Source organism: Amycolatopsis albispora, from assembly GCF_003312875.1.
GTDB classification, from domain to species: Bacteria; Actinomycetota; Actinomycetes; order Mycobacteriales; family Pseudonocardiaceae; genus Amycolatopsis; species Amycolatopsis albispora.
The window spans coordinates 6,148,790-6,165,097 of sequence record NZ_CP015163.1; the positions used below are offsets into that span (position 1 = coordinate 6,148,790).

Annotated in this window: 15 protein-coding genes; 9 read left to right on the top strand and 6 right to left on the bottom strand. The window is 72.3% G+C overall.

The genetic code is table 11. The features are described 5' to 3' along the window. Window positions 1-4: 4 nt before the first annotated feature. From A4R43_RS29080 to A4R43_RS29100, 5 genes are read left to right on the top strand one after another with little or no spacing between them, the layout of a single operon-like run. Window positions 5-1,525 carry a class I SAM-dependent methyltransferase gene (locus tag A4R43_RS29080; protein ID WP_162788641.1) on the top strand — a complete coding sequence of 507 codons (1,521 nt, stop codon included), beginning with the start codon at window positions 5-7 and terminating at the stop codon, window positions 1,523-1,525. Next, window positions 1,522-2,286 (top strand): class I SAM-dependent methyltransferase, encoded by a 765-nt coding sequence (locus A4R43_RS29085; RefSeq protein WP_113695209.1) that lies wholly within the window; start codon window positions 1,522-1,524, stop codon window positions 2,284-2,286. Before A4R43_RS29080 ends, A4R43_RS29085 begins: the two co-directional genes overlap by 4 nt. Continuing rightward, window positions 2,283-3,890: a glycosyltransferase family 4 protein gene (locus tag A4R43_RS29090; RefSeq protein WP_236808348.1), complete on the top strand. Its 1,608-nt coding sequence runs from the start codon at window positions 2,283-2,285 to the stop codon at window positions 3,888-3,890. Before A4R43_RS29085 ends, A4R43_RS29090 begins: the two co-directional genes overlap by 4 nt. Continuing rightward, on the top strand, window positions 3,883-4,446 hold the full coding sequence (locus A4R43_RS29095; RefSeq protein WP_113695210.1) for a hypothetical protein: 564 nt from the start codon (window positions 3,883-3,885) through the stop codon (window positions 4,444-4,446). Before A4R43_RS29090 ends, A4R43_RS29095 begins: the two co-directional genes overlap by 8 nt. After that, the gene (locus tag A4R43_RS29100; RefSeq protein ID WP_113695211.1) at window positions 4,446-6,221 is read left to right on the top strand and encodes a glycosyltransferase family A protein; all 1,776 of its coding nucleotides are present in this window, start codon (window positions 4,446-4,448) and stop codon (window positions 6,219-6,221) included. The genes A4R43_RS29095 and A4R43_RS29100 overlap by 1 nt, the downstream gene beginning before the upstream one ends. Window positions 6,222-6,413: 192 nt before the next feature. Here A4R43_RS29100 and A4R43_RS29105 read toward each other — a convergent pair whose 3' ends face one another. The 4 genes from A4R43_RS29105 to A4R43_RS29120 form a co-directional block, all read right to left on the bottom strand. After that, window positions 6,414-6,860 carry a hypothetical protein gene (locus A4R43_RS29105; protein WP_113695212.1) on the bottom strand — a complete coding sequence of 149 codons (447 nt, stop codon included), beginning with the start codon at window positions 6,858-6,860 and terminating at the stop codon, window positions 6,414-6,416. Window positions 6,861-6,970: 110 nt separating this feature from the next. Then, window positions 6,971-7,639, bottom strand: a complete 669-nt coding sequence (locus A4R43_RS29110; protein WP_113695213.1) for a response regulator — start codon at window positions 7,637-7,639, stop codon at window positions 6,971-6,973. Beyond that, complete coding sequence (locus A4R43_RS29115) at window positions 7,636-8,760, bottom strand: sensor histidine kinase (protein WP_113695214.1); 1,125 nt, start codon at window positions 8,758-8,760, stop codon at window positions 7,636-7,638. The genes A4R43_RS29110 and A4R43_RS29115 overlap by 4 nt, the downstream gene beginning before the upstream one ends. A gap of 96 nt (window positions 8,761-8,856) precedes the next feature. After that, window positions 8,857-9,696, bottom strand: a complete 840-nt coding sequence (locus A4R43_RS29120; protein ID WP_162788642.1) for a helix-turn-helix transcriptional regulator — start codon at window positions 9,694-9,696, stop codon at window positions 8,857-8,859. Between the two features lie 100 nt (window positions 9,697-9,796). On the opposite strand from A4R43_RS29120, the gene A4R43_RS29125 reads away from it, so the two are divergent. After that, window positions 9,797-11,221: an MFS transporter gene (locus A4R43_RS29125; protein WP_113695215.1), complete on the top strand. Its 1,425-nt coding sequence runs from the start codon at window positions 9,797-9,799 to the stop codon at window positions 11,219-11,221. A gap of 6 nt (window positions 11,222-11,227) precedes the next feature. Here A4R43_RS29125 and A4R43_RS29130 read toward each other — a convergent pair whose 3' ends face one another. Next, complete coding sequence (locus A4R43_RS29130; protein WP_236808349.1) at window positions 11,228-12,214, bottom strand: LysR family transcriptional regulator; 987 nt, start codon at window positions 12,212-12,214, stop codon at window positions 11,228-11,230. Window positions 12,215-12,375: 161 nt separating this feature from the next. On the opposite strand from A4R43_RS29130, the gene A4R43_RS29135 reads away from it, so the two are divergent. The 3 genes from A4R43_RS29135 (at window position 12,376) to A4R43_RS29145 (ending at window position 14,500) form a co-directional block, all read left to right on the top strand. Beyond that, window positions 12,376-12,936, top strand: a complete 561-nt coding sequence (locus tag A4R43_RS29135; protein ID WP_236808351.1) for a hypothetical protein — start codon at window positions 12,376-12,378, stop codon at window positions 12,934-12,936. Between the two features lie 173 nt (window positions 12,937-13,109). Further along, window positions 13,110-13,625, top strand: coding sequence for an RNA polymerase sigma factor (locus A4R43_RS29140; protein WP_113695216.1), 516 nt, complete (start codon window positions 13,110-13,112; stop codon window positions 13,623-13,625). Continuing rightward, complete coding sequence (locus tag A4R43_RS29145; RefSeq protein WP_113695217.1) at window positions 13,622-14,500, top strand: VOC family protein; 879 nt, start codon at window positions 13,622-13,624, stop codon at window positions 14,498-14,500. Before A4R43_RS29140 ends, A4R43_RS29145 begins: the two co-directional genes overlap by 4 nt. On the opposite strand, the gene A4R43_RS29150 is transcribed toward A4R43_RS29145, so the two are convergent. Continuing rightward, window positions 14,497-16,269, bottom strand: a complete 1,773-nt coding sequence (locus A4R43_RS29150; protein WP_113695218.1) for a gamma-glutamyltransferase family protein — start codon at window positions 16,267-16,269, stop codon at window positions 14,497-14,499. The genes A4R43_RS29145 and A4R43_RS29150 overlap by 4 nt on opposite strands. Window positions 16,270-16,308 lie beyond the last annotated feature (39 nt).

The window sequence follows — 16,308 nt, forward strand, 5'->3', positions numbered from 1 at the left end:
AGCGGTGGGTTCCCGGCTCACCACGGCGCTGGCCGGCGCCATCGTGGCCAGGGCCGGGGACCGCTCCGCGCTGAGCGACGAACTGCACTTCGCCGCGAAGGACCCCGCGGAGCGGTGGCACCTCGACCGCGGGCGGGCGAACCTGGTGCGCGCATTGGATCTTCCGGCGCGGGCGAAGGTGCTGCACCTTGGCGCGGGCAGCGGTTCGCTGACCAGGTACCTGGCCGAGACGGTGTCCGAAGTGGACGCCGTCGAACCGGATCCGGAACTGGCGAAGATCACCGAGGACCGCGTCGCCGGGCTGACCGGCGTGCGCGTGCTCGGGGAAGTTCCGCGGGGTCACTACGACGTCGTGGTCGCGGCCGGAATGCTGGAAACGCTGCTGGACCCGGGCGAGCGGACGGCCTTTCTCCGCGCCGCCCGCGAACGGCTCGCTCCCGGCGGCACGCTGTGCCTGGCCGTGGAGAACCAGTTCGGCGTGCGGAACCTCGCCGGGGCCCCGGATCGGCACACCGGCCGCCGCTGGGACGCGGTCGAAGGGCATCCCTTCGGCGGGCCCACCCGGCTGCTCGCCCGGCGTCCACTGGAGAAACTGGTGCGCGAGGCCGGGTTCGGCGCGCTGCGCGTGCTCGGCTGCTTCCCCGACTTCCGGTACACCCGCGTGGTTTTCGACCGGGAACTGCTCGACGCGCATCCCCGGCTGGCGATCGAGCTGCCGCGCCTGCCCAGTCCCGACGAGGGGTTCGACGCCCCGCGTCCGGTCGACGAGGCGAAGGTGTGGGCGCAACTGGTCGAGGCCGGTCAGGCCGAGGACGCGGCGAACGCTTTCCTTGTGCTGGCAACGGTTTCCGGCGACTCCCCGCTTTGGCCGGACGGCCGGCTGGCGAAGTACTTCAACACCGATCGCGCGGCCAGGTGGTGCACCGGCGCGGAGGTGACCCGGCACGAGGTCCGGCGGGCACCGCTGCTCGGCCCCAGCGGCGACGGGCCGGTTTCCGTGCAGGCGTGGACCGATCCGATCCACGACGGGCCGACCATGATCGGCGTGCTGGCGGAACGGCCGTGGCTGGCCGAGGAACTGCTGCTCGCCTGGCGTGGTCTGGTCCACCAGCACGCGGCCGCGCTCGGCCCGGCGCTGTGGGACCTGCTGCCGCACAACCTCGTGGTCACCGGCGACGGGGTGCCGCGGCCGATCGACCTGGAATGGCGGTTCGCCGAGGCGGACCCGGACACCGTGGTGGCACGCGGCCTGCTGCTCACCGCGGAACGGCTCGCCGGGCTGGCCTGGCGGGGCGCGGGCCCGTCGAGCACGGTGCGCGACCTGGCCGCCTGGCTGGGCGTGCTGCTCGGCATGACGCCGGACTACGTGGACGAGGCGGTGGACCGGGAAGCGCGGTTCCAGGCCATCGGGGTGCACGGGGGCACCGCGACACCGGATACGGAGAGCACAATACGGGCGGCTTGGCACGACCGGCTCGCGGAGGCCGTGGCCGTGCCGGACGAACTACCAGGGGTGGATGGATGAGCGAAACGCTGGACGAGACCGTCGCACGCGTGATGGCGGGCGTGAACACCACGATCGCCGACGGCGACAGCATGTTCGCCGGCAGCACCGAGCACTACTTCAGCGTGTCGCGGGACGCGCTGCGCGCGGTGCTCGCCGCACTGCACGTCACCGGGCGCGGTGAGCCCAAGCGGCTGCTGGACTTCGGCTGCGGGTACGGCCGGGTGCTGCGCTCGCTGCGGGCCGCCTTCCCGTCGACCGAGCTGATCGCCTGCGACATGGATCCGACCGCGCTGGCCAGCTGCGCCGAAGCGTTCGGCGCCCGCGCGATCACCGGCGCCCCGGACCCCGACCACATCGAGCAGGTCACCGACGTGGACCTGATCTGGTGCGGTTCGGTGCTCACCCATCTCGACGCCCCGCAGTGGGGCCCCCTGCTGCGGTACTTCTCGCGCGCGCTCGCGCCCGGCGGGGTCGCGGTGGTCACCACGCACGGCCGCCGGATGGCCATGCGTGCCGAGGCGGGCAAGGACTACGGGCTGGACGCACGCGCCATCGACCGCGTGCTCGCCGCGTACAAGGCCTGCGGGTTCGGTTACAACGACTACGTCGGCTACGACGGCTACGGCATCTCGCTCAGCTCGCCCGGCTGGGCGGTGCAGCGCGCGCTGGAGGCGCCCGACCTGCGGCTGGCCGGGTACGACGAGGCCGCCTGGGACCGCCACCAGGACGTGATGGTGCTGGTCAAGGACGCCAACGCGACGCTGAAGGCGGACCTGTGAGCGACGGTCCCAGAGTCCACTTCGAACTCGACCACCCGCCGGCCGAGTTCGTGGTGCCCGGTGACGTGCTGCCGGTGAGCGGCTGGGCGCTGATGGACGGGTTCGCGCCGAGCTTCGCCGAGGTGCTGGTCGACGGCGCCGCCCCGGTCAGCGCACGCATCCGCATTCCGCGTGCCGACGTGGCCGCCGGGTTCCCCGATTTCGGCGAGGCGGGCACCTGCGGGTTCGAGGCGCGCGTGGCACTGGACCTGCCGCCCGGCGCCGAGCACCGCGTTTCGCTGCGCGTCCGGCTGCGCCACCACGAAGTCGGCGAGTGGACCTCGCCCGCGCGCTACTGCACGGTCCGGAATCCCGCGCGCGACACCGACGACGAGCAGCTCGCGGCCGCGTTGCGCACGCGCTCGGGCAGCCTGCTCACCCACGTGCGCACCGAGGCCGATCCGCGGCACGTGCTGGTGTTCTCCCACGGCCTGCACCTCGGCGGCGGCCAGCTGTGGTTGCAGGAACTGCTGAACGGGCTGGTCAAGCAGCACGGCTGGCGGGTCACCGTGGTCACCCCGGTGGACGGGCCGCTGCGGCAGGACTGCGCCGATCTCGGCATCGACGTGCACCTGACGCGTCCGTACCAAGTGGACACCGTCGCCGCCTACGAGGGCCACGTCGCCGAGCTGGCCCTGATCGCGAAGACCTCCGGCGCGAGCGTGGCGCTGGTCAACACGATCACCGCCTTCCCCGGCGTGGACGCGGCCAAGCGCGCCGGGCTGCCGGTGACCTGGGCGGTGCACGAGAGCTTCCCGCTGGGCACCTTCGCCTACGAAACCTGGCGCGCGGGCCTGAACCCGACCGTGCGGGCGCGCTGGGAGGAGCTGTTCCGCGAGGCCGACCAGCTGACCTTCGTCGCCGACGCCACCCGCGAGATGTACGAGCGGTACAGCCCGGCCCACCGCGGCCGGACCATTCGCTACGGCACGCCGATGGTGCGGTTCGACGGCCGGACCAGCGGCCGCGTGCGGCACGACGCCCGCGAGCGGCTCGGCCTGCCGCCGGACGCGCTGGTGGTGCTCAACGTCGGCATCATGGAGCCGCGCAAGGGCCAGGCCGGGCTGATCGCGGCGATGGACCGGGTGCGGCGGCGGCACCCGGAGGTGCTGCTGACCGTGGTCGGGTACCACGAGTCGCAGTACGGGCTGGCCACCGCGGAGCTGGTGCGCCGGATGGGCCTCGGCGACTGGGTGAACCTGGTCGAGGTGCAGCGCGACCCGGTGCCGTGGTTCCAGGCCGCCGACCTGTTTGTGAACAGCTCCGACCTGGAGTCGCTGCCGCGGTCGATCCTGGAGGCGGTGTGCGTCGGGCTGCCAGTGGTGGCCAGCGACGTGTTCGGCGCGCGGGAGATCGTCGCCGACGGCCGCACCGGCTGGCTGTTCGAGCCGAACGACGTGGACGCACTGACCGTGGCCCTGCTCCGCGCGCTGGAAACACCGCCGCGGGAGCGGGCCGAGATCGCCGCGCGTGCCTTCGCCGAGCTGTCCGGCTGGCTCGATCCGGCCGGCTACGCCGCGGAGTACTCGCAGGTGCTGGAATCGCTAGGGGACCAAGATGGGTAACGAAGACAACCTGCCCGGCCCGCTCAAGGCCGAGCTGACCCGGCTGCGGGCCGAGCGTGAGGTGTACACCGCCGAGCGCGACCGCCTGCGTGCCGAGCTGGCCGAAGCCGAGGCCAAGCTCGCCGAGGTCACCACCGAGCGCGACGAGCTGGCCGAAACCCTGAACGGCGAGCGGTCGGCGGAGCACCTCGCCGCCCTCACCCGCCGTGCCGAGGAGGCGGAGGCCGAGGCACGCGAGAAGAGCGCCGAGGCCGACGCCCAGCGCCAGGAAACCGCCGCCGCCCGTGCCGAACGGGACACGCTGCGCGCCGAACTGGCCGACACCCGCGGTGAGCGCGACAGGCTGCGGCTGACCCTGCTCGACGCCGAGCTGAGCCTGGCCGGGCAGCCGATGCCGGTCCGCCGCGCGCCGGCCGGTCCGGAGGCCGACGAGCGCGCCGCCCGGCTGGCGGCCGAGGTGGCGGAGCTGTCGAACGAGCTGGAAGCAACCAGAGCCACCATCAGCTGGCGCGTCACCGCGCCGCTGCGAGCCGTGCGGAAGCGGACCGCGCGCTGATGGCGGAGTTGTGCTTCGTTTCGGGTGTCGGCGGCTCGGTGTTCATGGACGAGCTGCTGGACGTGGTCGCCGACGCCGTGCGGCGGGTCGGCGGCCGCGTCCGGACCGCGGCGGGCCGGTTCCCGGAACCCCACGCGGACACGGTCTACGTGATCGTGCCGCACGAGTACTTCATCGTCACCCCGGAACACCTCCAGCCGACCCCGGAGCAGCTGGCCCGCACCATCGGCTTCTGCGTGGAACACCCCGGCACGCTGTCGTTCGAGCGGACCGCGCGGTTCCTGCCGAAGCTGGCGTGCGGGGTGGACATCAATCTCGACTCCACCGCGGAACTGCGGCGGCAGGGCAACCGCGTCGAGCACTTCCAGCTCGGCTACACCCCGCTGTGGGACCGCTGGGGCGGTGACCCGGACAGCCCGCGCGAGGTGGACGTCACCTATCTGGGCACCGAGGAGCGGCGGCGGTCGCGGCTGATCGCGTCGTACTGGCGCGACCTCGAGGGCGTGCGGTCGCGGCTGCTGGTGCCGCCGCACGAGATGATGGGCCCGCCGCGCGTGGACTTCCTGCCCGGTTCGGCGAAGCACGAGCACCTGGCGAACTCGCGGATGCTGCTCAACCTGCACCGCGGCACCACGGTCGCGCTGGAGTGGGTGCGGGTGCTGGAGGCGCTGTGCAACGGGTGCGTGGTGCTGACCGAGCCGTCGGCGGACCTGGAGCCGGCGGTGCCCGGCGAGCACCTGGTGGTCGCGCGGCCCGAGGCGCTCGGCGCGGTGGCGGCGGCGCTGGTCGCGCAGCCGTCGCGCGAGCGGGACCTGCGCATGGCCGGGTACGACTTCGTGCGGAACAAGCTGGACCTGCCGGGCTCGGCGCGGATGCTGCTGGAAATGGCGGCCGGGCTGGTGGGCGGGTCCGCCGAGCTGGGCCCGGCCCCGGTGGAGCCCGTTCAGCGGTTGGCGGTGGGGTCGCGCTCGGCGGCGGAGTCGTTGTCGGTGGACACGCCGTCGTGGGACGTCCGGTTCGCGCCGGGTCCGCACGGCCCGTCCGGTGAGTCGGACGCCTCGGCGTGCGCGATGGCGGTCGACCGGATCCGGTACGCGCGGCGGGCGGCTTCGCGGCGGTGGATCTCGGGCACGCCGGTGTTCGCGGAGGCCTCGCGGGCGCCGGTGGACGTGCTGCTGGTGCGCCGCCCCGGCGAGCCGGACCCGGTCGAGCTGGCCGGTGACCTGCTCAACGGGACCGTGCTGCCGCGACGCCTGCTCGTTGGTGAGGACGGCGCGCTGACCAGTTCGGCGGCAAGGCCGTATGACGTGCTGGAACAGGAGTTCGCGCTCGGGCGCGGGTACACCAGGAACGCGCTGCTGGAACGGTCGGACGCGCCCTGGCTGCTGGTGGTCGACGCGGGGCTGCGGGCTTCGCCGGTGCTGCTGGAGCGGCTGCTGGCGGCGGGCACGGACGTGGCGCACTGCCTGCTCGGGGATCCGGTGGAGGGCCTGGTCGGCGCGCTGCCCGCAGAGGACCGCCGGCTGCGGCGGCTGCCGTACCTGGGCTCCGGTTACCTGGTGCACCGGTCGGTGCTGGACACCCTGGGCGGATGGACCGAGGACCCGCTGTTCGACGAGCTGGAGGACCACGTTTTCTGGCGCGGGGTGGTCGCCGGGCGGCACCGGAGCACGCTGGTGCAGCAGGTGCTGCTGCGGCGGACGCGGCCGGACCCGGCTCCGCGCCCGGTCGATCTCGATCCGCACCGGGTGTGGGCCGCCATCCAGGCGTTGTAAGCCCGCCGATCGGGTGAGGTAAGCCGTGTCGCGGAACGCCTCCCACGCCGGTGCGCCTTCCTGAAGGAGCATCCGTGGAGAAGGGAGGCGGCCATGTGGGTGGAGATCACCATTGTCGCCGTGCTGGCGGTGGTGTTCCTCGTGCGCCTCGCCCTGCAGCTCCGCCGGGGCTGAGCCCCGGAAAAGCGCCGCTCAGGCAGCAGCGACGGCGGTGAGCTTGTCCCGGTACCAGTCGGGCATGTGGGCCTCGTCGCGCGGGAACTCGTGCTGCTCGGCGGCGACGTCGTGCTCGCCGAGCGGCTCGCGGAAGGCGGGCTCCCGCTCGGTGTTGTACTGCATGGTGAACCGCTCCGGCCCGTCCAGCACGTACCGCGCGGCGAACCAGGTGCCCTCGCCGTCCCGGTACATGCCGCCCCGCAGGTCCTGGAACCGGTGCCACGCCTCGACCGGCGGCTCCCACACCTCGGTCTCGCCGTTCTCGTTCGTCAGCCCGGTCCGCACGTCGATGTGCGCGCCGACCTGGCGGTATTCGATCGCCAGCTGCTGCCAGTGGTCCGGGAGCGCGGCGAGCACGGTGCTCGTCAGCTCCTCGATCTTCTCGCGTTGCTGGTCACTGTCGAGCGTCGGCCAGGCGGCCATGGATCCGGTCCCCTCATGATCGAACTACTGTCCGAAGTGACCATATCGCTCCATTGGCGTAACCGCAGCGTTTTCAACGTGAGCTTTGTGACGTTCAGTGTTCGGAGGGCTTACTGCCCGCGGGGCTTCACCAGGCCCGACTCGTAGGCCAGCACCACCAGCTGCGCCCGGTCGCGCGCGGCGATCTTGGTCATGATCCGGCTGACGTGCGTGCGCGCGGTGGCGGTGGAGATCACCAGGTGCTCGGCGATCTCGTCGTTGGACAACCCGCCCGCGACCAGCGCCAGCACCTCGCGCTCCCGCTCGGTGATCTCGCGGATCGCCCCGGTGTCCACCCGCCGGTGCTCCGGCCGCCCGACGAACTCCGCGATCAGCCGCCGCGTCACCGTCGGCGCCAGCAACGCCTCCCCCGAGGCGATCACCCGCAGCGCCCGCAGCAGTTCCACCGGCTCGGTGTCCTTGAGCAGGAAACCGCTGGCCCCCGACCGCAACGCCTCGTAGACGTACTCGTCCACGTCGAAGGTGGTCAGCACCAGCACCTTCACCCCGGTCAGCTCGGGGTTCACGGTGATCCGGCGCGTGGCTTCCAGCCCGTCCGTGCCGGGCATCCGGATGTCCATCACCACGATGTCCGGCCGGTGCTCGACCGCCAGCTCGACCGCCTCCGCCCCGTTCCCGGCCTCCCCGCAGACCTCGAAGCCGTCCTCGGTCTCCAGCAGCACGCGGAAACCGGCGCGCACCAGCGCCTGGTCGTCGGCCAGCACCACCCGGATCGTCATTCGCCGTCCTTCCCGTTCACCGGCAACCGCAGCCGGACCTCGAACCCGCCGTCCCGCGGACCGGCCTCCACGCTGCCGCCGAGCGCGTCGGCCCGTTCACGCATGCCACGCAGCCCGTTGCCGATCCGCGGTGGCGCCGCGCCCATGCCGTCGTCCCGCACCCGCAGCTCCAGCCGCCCGCCCGCCCGCGAGAAATGAACGTCCACAGTGGACGGCTGGTTGGCGTGGCGGACCACGTTGGTCAGCGACTCCTGGAGGATGCGGTACGCGGCGCCGTCGATCGGCGCGGGCAGCTCACCCGGCTGGCCGTGCACCCGCACGGTGAGCCCGGCGGCCCGCGCGTGCTCGAGCAGCTCGTCCATCTGCGCGAGCCCGGCCACCGGCCCGCGATCCTGCCCCGACCGCAGCACGGCCAGCGTCGCGCGCAAATCCACCAGTGCCGACGCGCTGGCCTCCTTGATGTTGAGCAGTGCTTCCTTCGCCTGCTCCGGCCGCCGGTCGGCGACGTGCACCGCGACCCCGGCCTGCACGTTGATCATCGCCAGGCTGTGCGCGACCACGTCGTGCACCTCACGCGCCACCCGCAGCCGCTCCTGCTCGGCCAGCCGCTGCTCGTGCTCGAGTGCCTGCTCCTTGGCGGCCTTCGCGGCTTCCTGGCGCGCCCGGATCGCGGCGCCGATGCCGACCATCGCGGCCGCGGCCGCGGCCAGCGCCCCGGACGCGGGCGATGGCACCAGGTTCCCGGTCGAGGCCACGTAGAAGCCGTACATCAGCACCAGCAGCGAGCCACCGGCGATGACGCCCGCCAGCGCACCCCGTACCAGCGTCAGCACCAGCAGCGAAAGCGCCGACGCCACGCTCACCGGGCCGCCGGGGTAGTCCGACCAGTAGTAGGTCATCGCCAGCGCGGACGACACGGCAAAAACCACGATCGGGAACCGGCGGGCCAGCACCAGCGGCAGCACCGCGGCGGCCAGCCACCCGTAACCCAGCGGGTCCAGCTGGCGGACCGGCTCGGCCGCCGGATCCCACTGGTCCTGCCAGCGGGAAGCCCCGCTGGTGACCCCCAGCACAAAGAACAGCACGATCGCGGTCAGGACCAGATCGGCCCAGCCCGGCACGCGCCTTCCACTCCCCGTCACCACCTGGAAAAACCTACGGCACCGGATGGACCAGCACGTCCGTTCAAAAGCGGCTGTTGGATTACGACGTGTGCCTTACGTGTGCGCGGGCAGCTTCGCCAGTGTCTCGTCGTCCGCCGGGGTGTAGGTGACCAGCCGCAGTTCCGACCGGCAACCCAGCCACAGGTAGGTGCTGTCGAAGGCGAGCAGGCCCGCCTCAGGGTGCCGGAAGCGCTTGGTGAAGTTCCTCGGCGCCGCGACCTCGTGCCGGTTCCACATCACCTCGAACTCGGGTGACTCCGCGCGCAGGTGCTTGACCAGGCACTTCCAGCTCGGCTCGGTCAGGTGGCTGGCCATCGCCGCGCGGAACTGGGCCACCGTGGCCGGCATGTGCTCCGCCCAGCCCACGATCCGGGAGCGCCAGTCCGGCCGGGTGAACGCCAGCAGGATCGAGTTGCGCTCGTCCACCGGCACACCGCCGACGTCCATCAGCCAGTCGAACCCGCGGTTGAAGGCGAGGATGTCGGTGCGGGTGTTCTGCACGATCGCCGGGAACGGCTCGAGCTTGGCCAGCATGCGCTCGAGCGCGGGCGAGATCACCACGTTGTCCGGGCCCATCGTGCGCGCGACCCCGGCCAGGGTGAACAGGTGCGTGCATTCGTTGCGGTCCAGCCGCAGCGTGCGCGCGATGGCGTCGAGCACCTGCTCGGACGCGCGGATGTCTCGGCCCTGTTCGAGCCAGGTGTACCAGGTGACGCCGACCCCGGCGAGCTGCGCGACCTCCTCGCGGCGCAGTCCCGGCGTGCGACGGCGGGTGCCGTGCGGCAGGCCGACCTCCTCCGGCGCGATCCGCGCGCGCCTGCTGCGCAGGAAGTCGGCGAGGGCGCGGCGGCGGGCGGCCCCCGCCCGCGGCGGCGCGTCGATCATCGTGGTCACCGGTCCACCATGACACCGCCGCCAGCGTGTTACCAGGTAGTCCTGATACCTGGATACGCACGCTCTGGTACCCGGCTGGGCCCGCGCCGAGCCTGGTGCGGTGACCACCACCCCGATTCGACGGCCGCCCATCCCCGCGGCCGGTCCGCTGTCCACCGCCGGGCTGACCACCGTGCTGCTCGGCCTGGCCCTGCCCCTGCTCGACTTCTTCATCGTCAACGTCGCGCTGCCCACCATCGACGCTGATCTCGGCGCCTCCACCGCGACGCTGGAACTGCTGGTCGCCGGGTACGGCACGGCGTACGCGCTGCTGCTGGTGCTCGGCGGCAGGCTCGGCGACGCGTTCGGCAGGCGGCGCCTGTTCCTCGCCGGGCTCGCCGCGTTCACCCTCACCTCACTGCTGTGCGGCCTGGCGCCGACGGTCGAAGCGCTGGTCGCGGCCAGGATCGCGCAGGGCGCGTCGGCCGCCATGCTGATGCCGCAGGTGCTCTCGGTGATCCAGGCGGGCACCACCGGGGAACGCCGGTCGAAGGCACTCGGCAGGTACGGCGCGGCCGGTGGCATTTCCATGGTGGCCGGGCAGCTGCTCGGCGGCCTGCTCATCCACGCCGACCTCGCCGGGTCCGGCTGGCGGCCGATCTTCCTGGTCAACGTGCCGATCGGGCTGGTCGGGCTGCTCATCGCCCGTCGCACGATCCCGGAGAGCCGCTCGGCGCACCCGCTCGGCGTGGACGTCCGGGGCACCGCGTTGTTCGGCGTGGCCATGCTGGCGCTGCTGGTCCCGCTGCTCGAAGGCCGGGCACTGGGCTGGCCGGGCTGGATGTGGGTGCTGCTCGCGGTGTTCCCGCTGGCCATGGCCGGGTTTGTGGTGACGCAGCGCCGGAGTGAACGAGCCGGTCAGGTGCCGCTGCTACCGCCGTCGGTGCTGCGGTCCCCCGGTCTCGCCCGTGGGCTGCTGCTGGCGTCGCCGTTCTTCGCCGCCTTCTCCGGCCTGATGTTCGCGTTCGCGGTGGCGACGCAGGACGGCCTCGGGCTCGGCGCGCTCGGTTCCGGGGTGGCGCTGAGCCCGATGGCACTGGGCTTCCTGGTGTCCTCACTGGTCAGCAGCAGGCTGGTGGCGCGGTACGGCACCCGCGTGATCACCTACGGCACCGGCCTGCAGGCCTTCGGCATGGTGGTGCTGGCGGTGACCACGCTGCTCGCCTGGCCGGACCTCGGCGTGCTGGAGTTCGCGCCCGGCATGCTGCTGACCGGGCTCGGCCAGGGCGCCGGGATGACCACGGTGTTCCGCGTGGTGCTGGCCCGGGTGCCCGCCGACCGCGCCGGGGTCGGCAGCGGCGCGCTGACCACCGTGCAGCAAACCTCGATGGCGCTCGGCGTGGCCGCCTTCGGCACGCTGTTCGCCGCGGCCGCCGAACCGGGCGCACTCGGCATGCGGAATGCGTTCGTGCTGATCATGACGATTCAGGCGGTCACTTCTCTGGCGCTTTCCGTTTTCTCGGTGAAACTGCCGGATCCGCGGTGAAAATGCTCATTCCCGCCATTCCGAATGCTGCCGCAGCAAAGCGTCCCAGAGCAATTTCACCGCCGGGGACTGCTCACCGCGCCGCGCGAATGCGCCGACGAGCACTTCCAGCCGCGGATCCAGGTCGTTGTGCACCGGAATGACCCGCAGGCCGTCACCTTCGGGAATCCGCCCGTCGGTGGCGGCCTCGCCGATGCCGCGGGTGACCAGCATGCAGCCGCGCACCAGCCCGGAGTGCAGCAGTTCGAACCCGTAGTTCAAGGTGTCGATCTCGGCGGCCACGTCCAGCTTTTCCCGGTAGCCCGTGCCGAACCAGCCGCGCAGGATCTCCGCGATCAGCCCGGTCGCGGAGATCACCAGCGGCAGCGTGTGCAGTTCCTTCGCGCGCACCGCCTGGCCCGGCAGCTGCTCCTCCGGCAGGTTCGTGATCACCGAAAGCCCGCTGCGGCGCCATTCCAGCACCTCGCAGTCGGCGAACTCCTCACCGCCGGCGGTGACCACGCTGCCGCACACCACGTCCGCGCGCTTGTCCGCCAGCGCGGGCAGCAGGTCCTTGGTGCGCAGGTGGAGGAAGCGCAGTTCCACGCCGCGCTGGGACAGTTCACCGGCGATCTTCTCGCTGACACTGGTGACAAAACCGAGGGTGAACCGGGTGGTGCCGACGGTCAGCGTCTCGCCGGTGCGGCGGCGGCCTTCGTCGATTTCGTCGAGCCAGTCGGCGAGCGTGCGCCGCGCGCGTTCCACCATCGCCTTGCCGGTCTCGGTGAACAGCACGTCCTGCCCGCGCCCCTGCTTGACCACCAGCGGCTCACCGCACAGCTCGCCGAAATTGCGGTTGAGCGTGTCGAGTTGCTTCTGGATGCTCGATTGCGCGCGGCCGAGCGCGCGGGCCGCACCGAGCGCTGTCCCGGTGTCACGGACGGCGATCAGCGTCCGCAGCTGATCCATCGTGGTGTCCAGCAACGATTGCGGGCTCTGGAGCAACCGATTCATATCGGGGAGTGTAGCCCCGGCGAAACTGATCCCGGCACCACTTGAACAAATCTGGAAATTACTTCCGACAATTACTTCTCAGCGGCCCCCGTTCCGTGTCAGTATTCCTGCCGCCACCGATGGCGCCTTCCTCACTTCCACTCGCCAGGAGAAACACGTCCGTGCTCTCGTCACCCGCCACCACGGCCTCAACGGCCTCAACGGCCCCGCCACGGCCCGCGGCGCTGACCGCGCTGCTGTGCACCACGGCGGCCGCGGCGCTGTCAGCGGTGGCCGCCGCCGTGCTGGTGTTCACCGGGGGCTCGGCGCTGGCGGCGGAGAACGTGCGCTCGGTCTTCGACGAGCTGGCCCCCGAACTGGGGCTGGCCGGGATGGAGGCCGCGGACGTGGAGGCGCTGTCCGGCTCGCTGTGGCAGGAGGTGGTCGACGCGCGCGCGTCGAGCCTGTCCGCCCGCGCGGGCATCGCCGTCTGCCTCGCGCTGTGGCTGGTGGTGTCCGCCGTCTTCGCCCGCGCCGCCGCCACCTGGGCGCGGGTGCTGATCACCATCGGCGGGGTGCTGCTGGTGCTGCTGCACCTGCTGGTGGTCGCCGACTACCCACCGGGCGCGGTGGGTCCGCTGGGCTGGGTCGCCGTGGCGACCGGCCTGGCCACGGTGGTGCTGTGCTGGTCGCCCGCCGGCAACCGGTACGCACGCGCCGTGAAGTCCGCTCGCCTGCCCTGAGGGGGGTCGTGAGTGGTGGCGGGGGGTGCGACCACTCACGAGGTCGAGCGGAACGCAGGTCGGGCCGGGTCGCCGCATCGCGGCGGGCCCGGTCCTTCGCGCGTCAGGGGGAAATCCGGTGAGGAGGGCCGGAACCCCGTCGGAGTTCCGGTCCCCCGGACGACGATGGGGTTGTGAACGAACCCAGGGTGCACCGGGACCCGGCGTTCGCGCTGCTCGAGCTGTACGACGCGGCGTTGCCGGAGGTCTACGGCTACCTCCTGGCCAGGTGCGGGGACCGGGTGGTCGCCGAGGAGCTGACCTCGGAGACCTTTCTCGGCGCGGTCCGGACCTGCCGCAAGGCGGGTGCGGGGCCGGTGTCCGTGCCCTGGCTGATCGGGGTGGCCAGGCACAAGCTGGCCGACCACTGGCGCCGCCGGGCCCGTGAGGAACGCGGGCTGCGGCTGGTGCACGACGAACAACCCGAAACCGTCGACCCGTGGGACGCCGAACTCGACGTGCTGCGGGCCCGCGAGGTGCTGGCCTCGCTCGGTGCCCACCACCAGGCGGCGCTGAGCCTGCGGTACCTCGACGGCCTGCCCGTGCCCGAGGTCGCCGAGCACCTCGGCCGCACGGTGCACGCCACCGAAGCCCTGCTGGTCCGGGCGCGAGCCGCGTTCCGCCGAGCGTACGAGGAGGGGGAACAGTGACCGATCCGTTCGACTCCCTCCGGCACCTCGGCGAGCCCGTCGACCCGGACCCGCGATTCGCCGAAGAACTGCGCGACCAGCTGCGCCGCGCGGTGCTGAACGGAGGAGACATGACCACCACCGCACCGGCCACCCAGGCCCAGGTCCGCTCGCTGACCCCGTACCTCGTGGTGACCGACGCCCGCCGGGCGCTGAACTTCTACGTCGAGGTGTTCGGCGCGACCCGGCGGGCCGACCCGATCGTGATGGACGACGGCCGGGTCGGGCACGCGGAACTGGCCATCGGCGACACCGTGCTGATGCTCGCCGAGGAATTCCCCGAAATGGGCCTCGTGGTCGCGCCGGAAGGTGGCCCGCTGGTCCGGGTCGAGGTGCCGGACGTGCGTGCCGCGGTGGCTCGCGCGGTCGAGCTGGGCGCCGAAGCGCTGGACGAGGTCGAGGACCGCGGGCACGGGCTGACCGGGCACGTCAAGGACCCGTTCGGCCAGCGCTGGATCATCAACCCGGCACCGGCGCGGCCGTTCGAAAACGGGCCGGAGATCCGGCACGGCCACGCCCTGTACTTCACCTTCCAGGTGCCCGACGACAACGCCGCCAAGGCGTTCTACGGTTCCGTGCTCGGCTGGCAGTTCAGCCCGGGCTCGGTCCCGGACGCCTGGGGCATCGAAGGCCACGGCCTGCAGGGCGGGCTGTGGGGCGGTGACCGCCAGACCGGCTGGAAGCTGATGTACGCGGTCGACGACCTGGCGGCCGCGATCGAGCGCGTCCGCTCGGCTGGCGGGCGCGTGCTCGAAGGCCCGAAGCGCGAACCGTACGGCCTGACCGCCGACTGCGCCGACAACCAGGGCATCGAGTTCTGGCTCTGGGAGGCTTAACGGCCGACGGCGTACCCCTGCATGCCGCGGGGGTTCGCCGCCGCCCGCAGCACGCCGTTCTCGTTGGACACCGCGGAAAGCCGCCCGAGGCCCCACTCGCCGCCGTCGGTGACCTGGTGCCCCCACGCCCGCAGCTGGTCCACTGTGGACTGGCCGAGCCGCGACTCCACCACGATCTCCCGCGGGGTCCACGAACGCGGGTAGAACGAGCTGGGGAACGCGGTGGTGTGCCAGGCCGGGGCGTCGATGCTCTCCTGGAGGTTGAGCCCGCCGAGGGTGTGCGCCAGCCAGAAGCACAGCTGCCACTGGTCCTGCTGGTCACCGCCCGGGGTGCCGAAGGCGATCCGCGGCACGCCGTCCCGCAGCGCCATCGACGGCGAAAGCGTGATGCGCGGGCGCTTGCGCGGCGCCAGCGAGTTCGGCAGGCCCTGTTCGAGCCAGAACATCTGCCCGCGTGAGTCGAGGCAGAAGCCGAGTTCGGGGATCGCCGGGCTGGACTGGAGCCAGCCGCCGGACGGGGTGGCCGAGACCAGGTTGCCGAACCGGTCGGCCACGTCGATGTGCACGGTGTCACCGCGGGTTTCGCCGGTCGGCATGACGGTCGGCTCGCCGACCGCGCCCACCGCGGCGGTCACGTCACGCAGCGAGTCGAGGATCTTCGGCAGCTTCGGCGTGCGGCCGCCGGGCGAACCCGGGCGCAGTTCGCCGCTGGCCTCGTCGCCGATCAGCTCGCGGCGCCGTGCGGTGTATTCGCGGGAAAGCAGGTCGTCGAGCGGGACGTCACCGCTGTCGCCGTACCAGGCCTCACGATCGGCGAAGGCCAGCTTGGCCGCCTCGACCGCCAGGTGCACCGTGCGCGCGGTCGGCTTGCCGTCCACATAGGACAGTTCGTCGCGGAGGCCGTCGAGCAGCAGCACCTGCTGCGCCAGCGCGGGCCCCTGCGTCCAGCCACCGCACTTGACCAGGCTCCAGCCGTCGAGATCGACCACCACGGCGTCCTCGTAGCTTGCTTCCCAGTTCGCCAGGTCGTCGCCGGTGAGCAGGCCCGCGTGGTCACGGCCGGAGTCGTCGCGGAAGGCCTTGCGGGAGAACGCGTCCACGTACTCGGCGACAAAGCCCTGCGACCACGCTCGCCGGGCGGCGTCGATCTGCGCCTCACGCCCGCTGACCGCCTCTGCTTCTTCGAGCAGCCGGGTCCAGGTGCGCGCCAGGGTCGGGTTGCGGTGCACCCCCTTGGCGGCCTTGCCGTCCGGCAGCCAGATCTCGGCCGACGTGGGCCAGTGATCGGTGAACAGCTCCGCCACCAGGTCGATCGTCGCGCTGACCCGATCGACCAGCGGAACCCCGTTCTCCGCGTAGGAAATCGCGTACCCGAGCACCTCACGCAGGGATTTGGTGCCGTGGTCACGCAGGAGCAGCAGCCAGCCGTCCCAGGCACCCGGCACGGTGGCGGGCAGCAGGCCGCTGCCGGGGATCAGGTCGAGGCCGAGGTCGGCGAAGTGCTCTGGCGTCGCGGCCGCGGGTGACGGTCCCTGCGCGGCGAGCACCCGCGGGGTCGGGTCGTCCGCGGTGGTGAACAACGCCGGGACCTGACCGGCCGGGCCGCACAGGTGCGGTTCGGCTACCTGCAGCACGAAGCCCGCCGCGACCGCCGCGTCGAAGGCGTTGCCGCCGCTTTCGAGCACCGCCATCCCGGTGGCCGAGCCGAGCCAGTGTGTCGACGCCACCATGCCGTATGTGCCGGTCAGCTCCGGCCGAGTCGTGAACACGCGCCCTCACGTTCTGTCCGGGGGTCCGGGGGTCGTCCC

What these genes read in the sequence shown, in the direction of transcription:
- A4R43_RS29085 (WP_113695209.1), top strand. Translation starts at nt 1,522, where the DNA reads ATGAGCGAAACGCTGGACGAGACCGTCGCACGCGTGATGGCGGGCGTG.
- A4R43_RS29095 (WP_113695210.1), top strand. Translation starts at nt 3,883, where the DNA reads ATGGGTAACGAAGACAACCTGCCCGGCCCGCTCAAGGCCGAGCTGACC.
- A4R43_RS29110 (WP_113695213.1), bottom strand. Translation starts at nt 7,639, where the DNA reads ATGACGATCCGGGTGGTGCTGGCCGACGACCAGGCGCTGGTGCGCGCC.
- A4R43_RS29105 (WP_113695212.1), bottom strand. Translation starts at nt 6,860, where the DNA reads ATGGCCGCCTGGCCGACGCTCGACAGTGACCAGCAACGCGAGAAGATC.
- A4R43_RS29100 (WP_113695211.1), top strand. Translation starts at nt 4,446, where the DNA reads ATGGCGGAGTTGTGCTTCGTTTCGGGTGTCGGCGGCTCGGTGTTCATG.
- A4R43_RS29130 (WP_236808349.1), bottom strand. Translation starts at nt 12,214, where the DNA reads ATGAATCGGTTGCTCCAGAGCCCGCAATCGTTGCTGGACACCACGATG.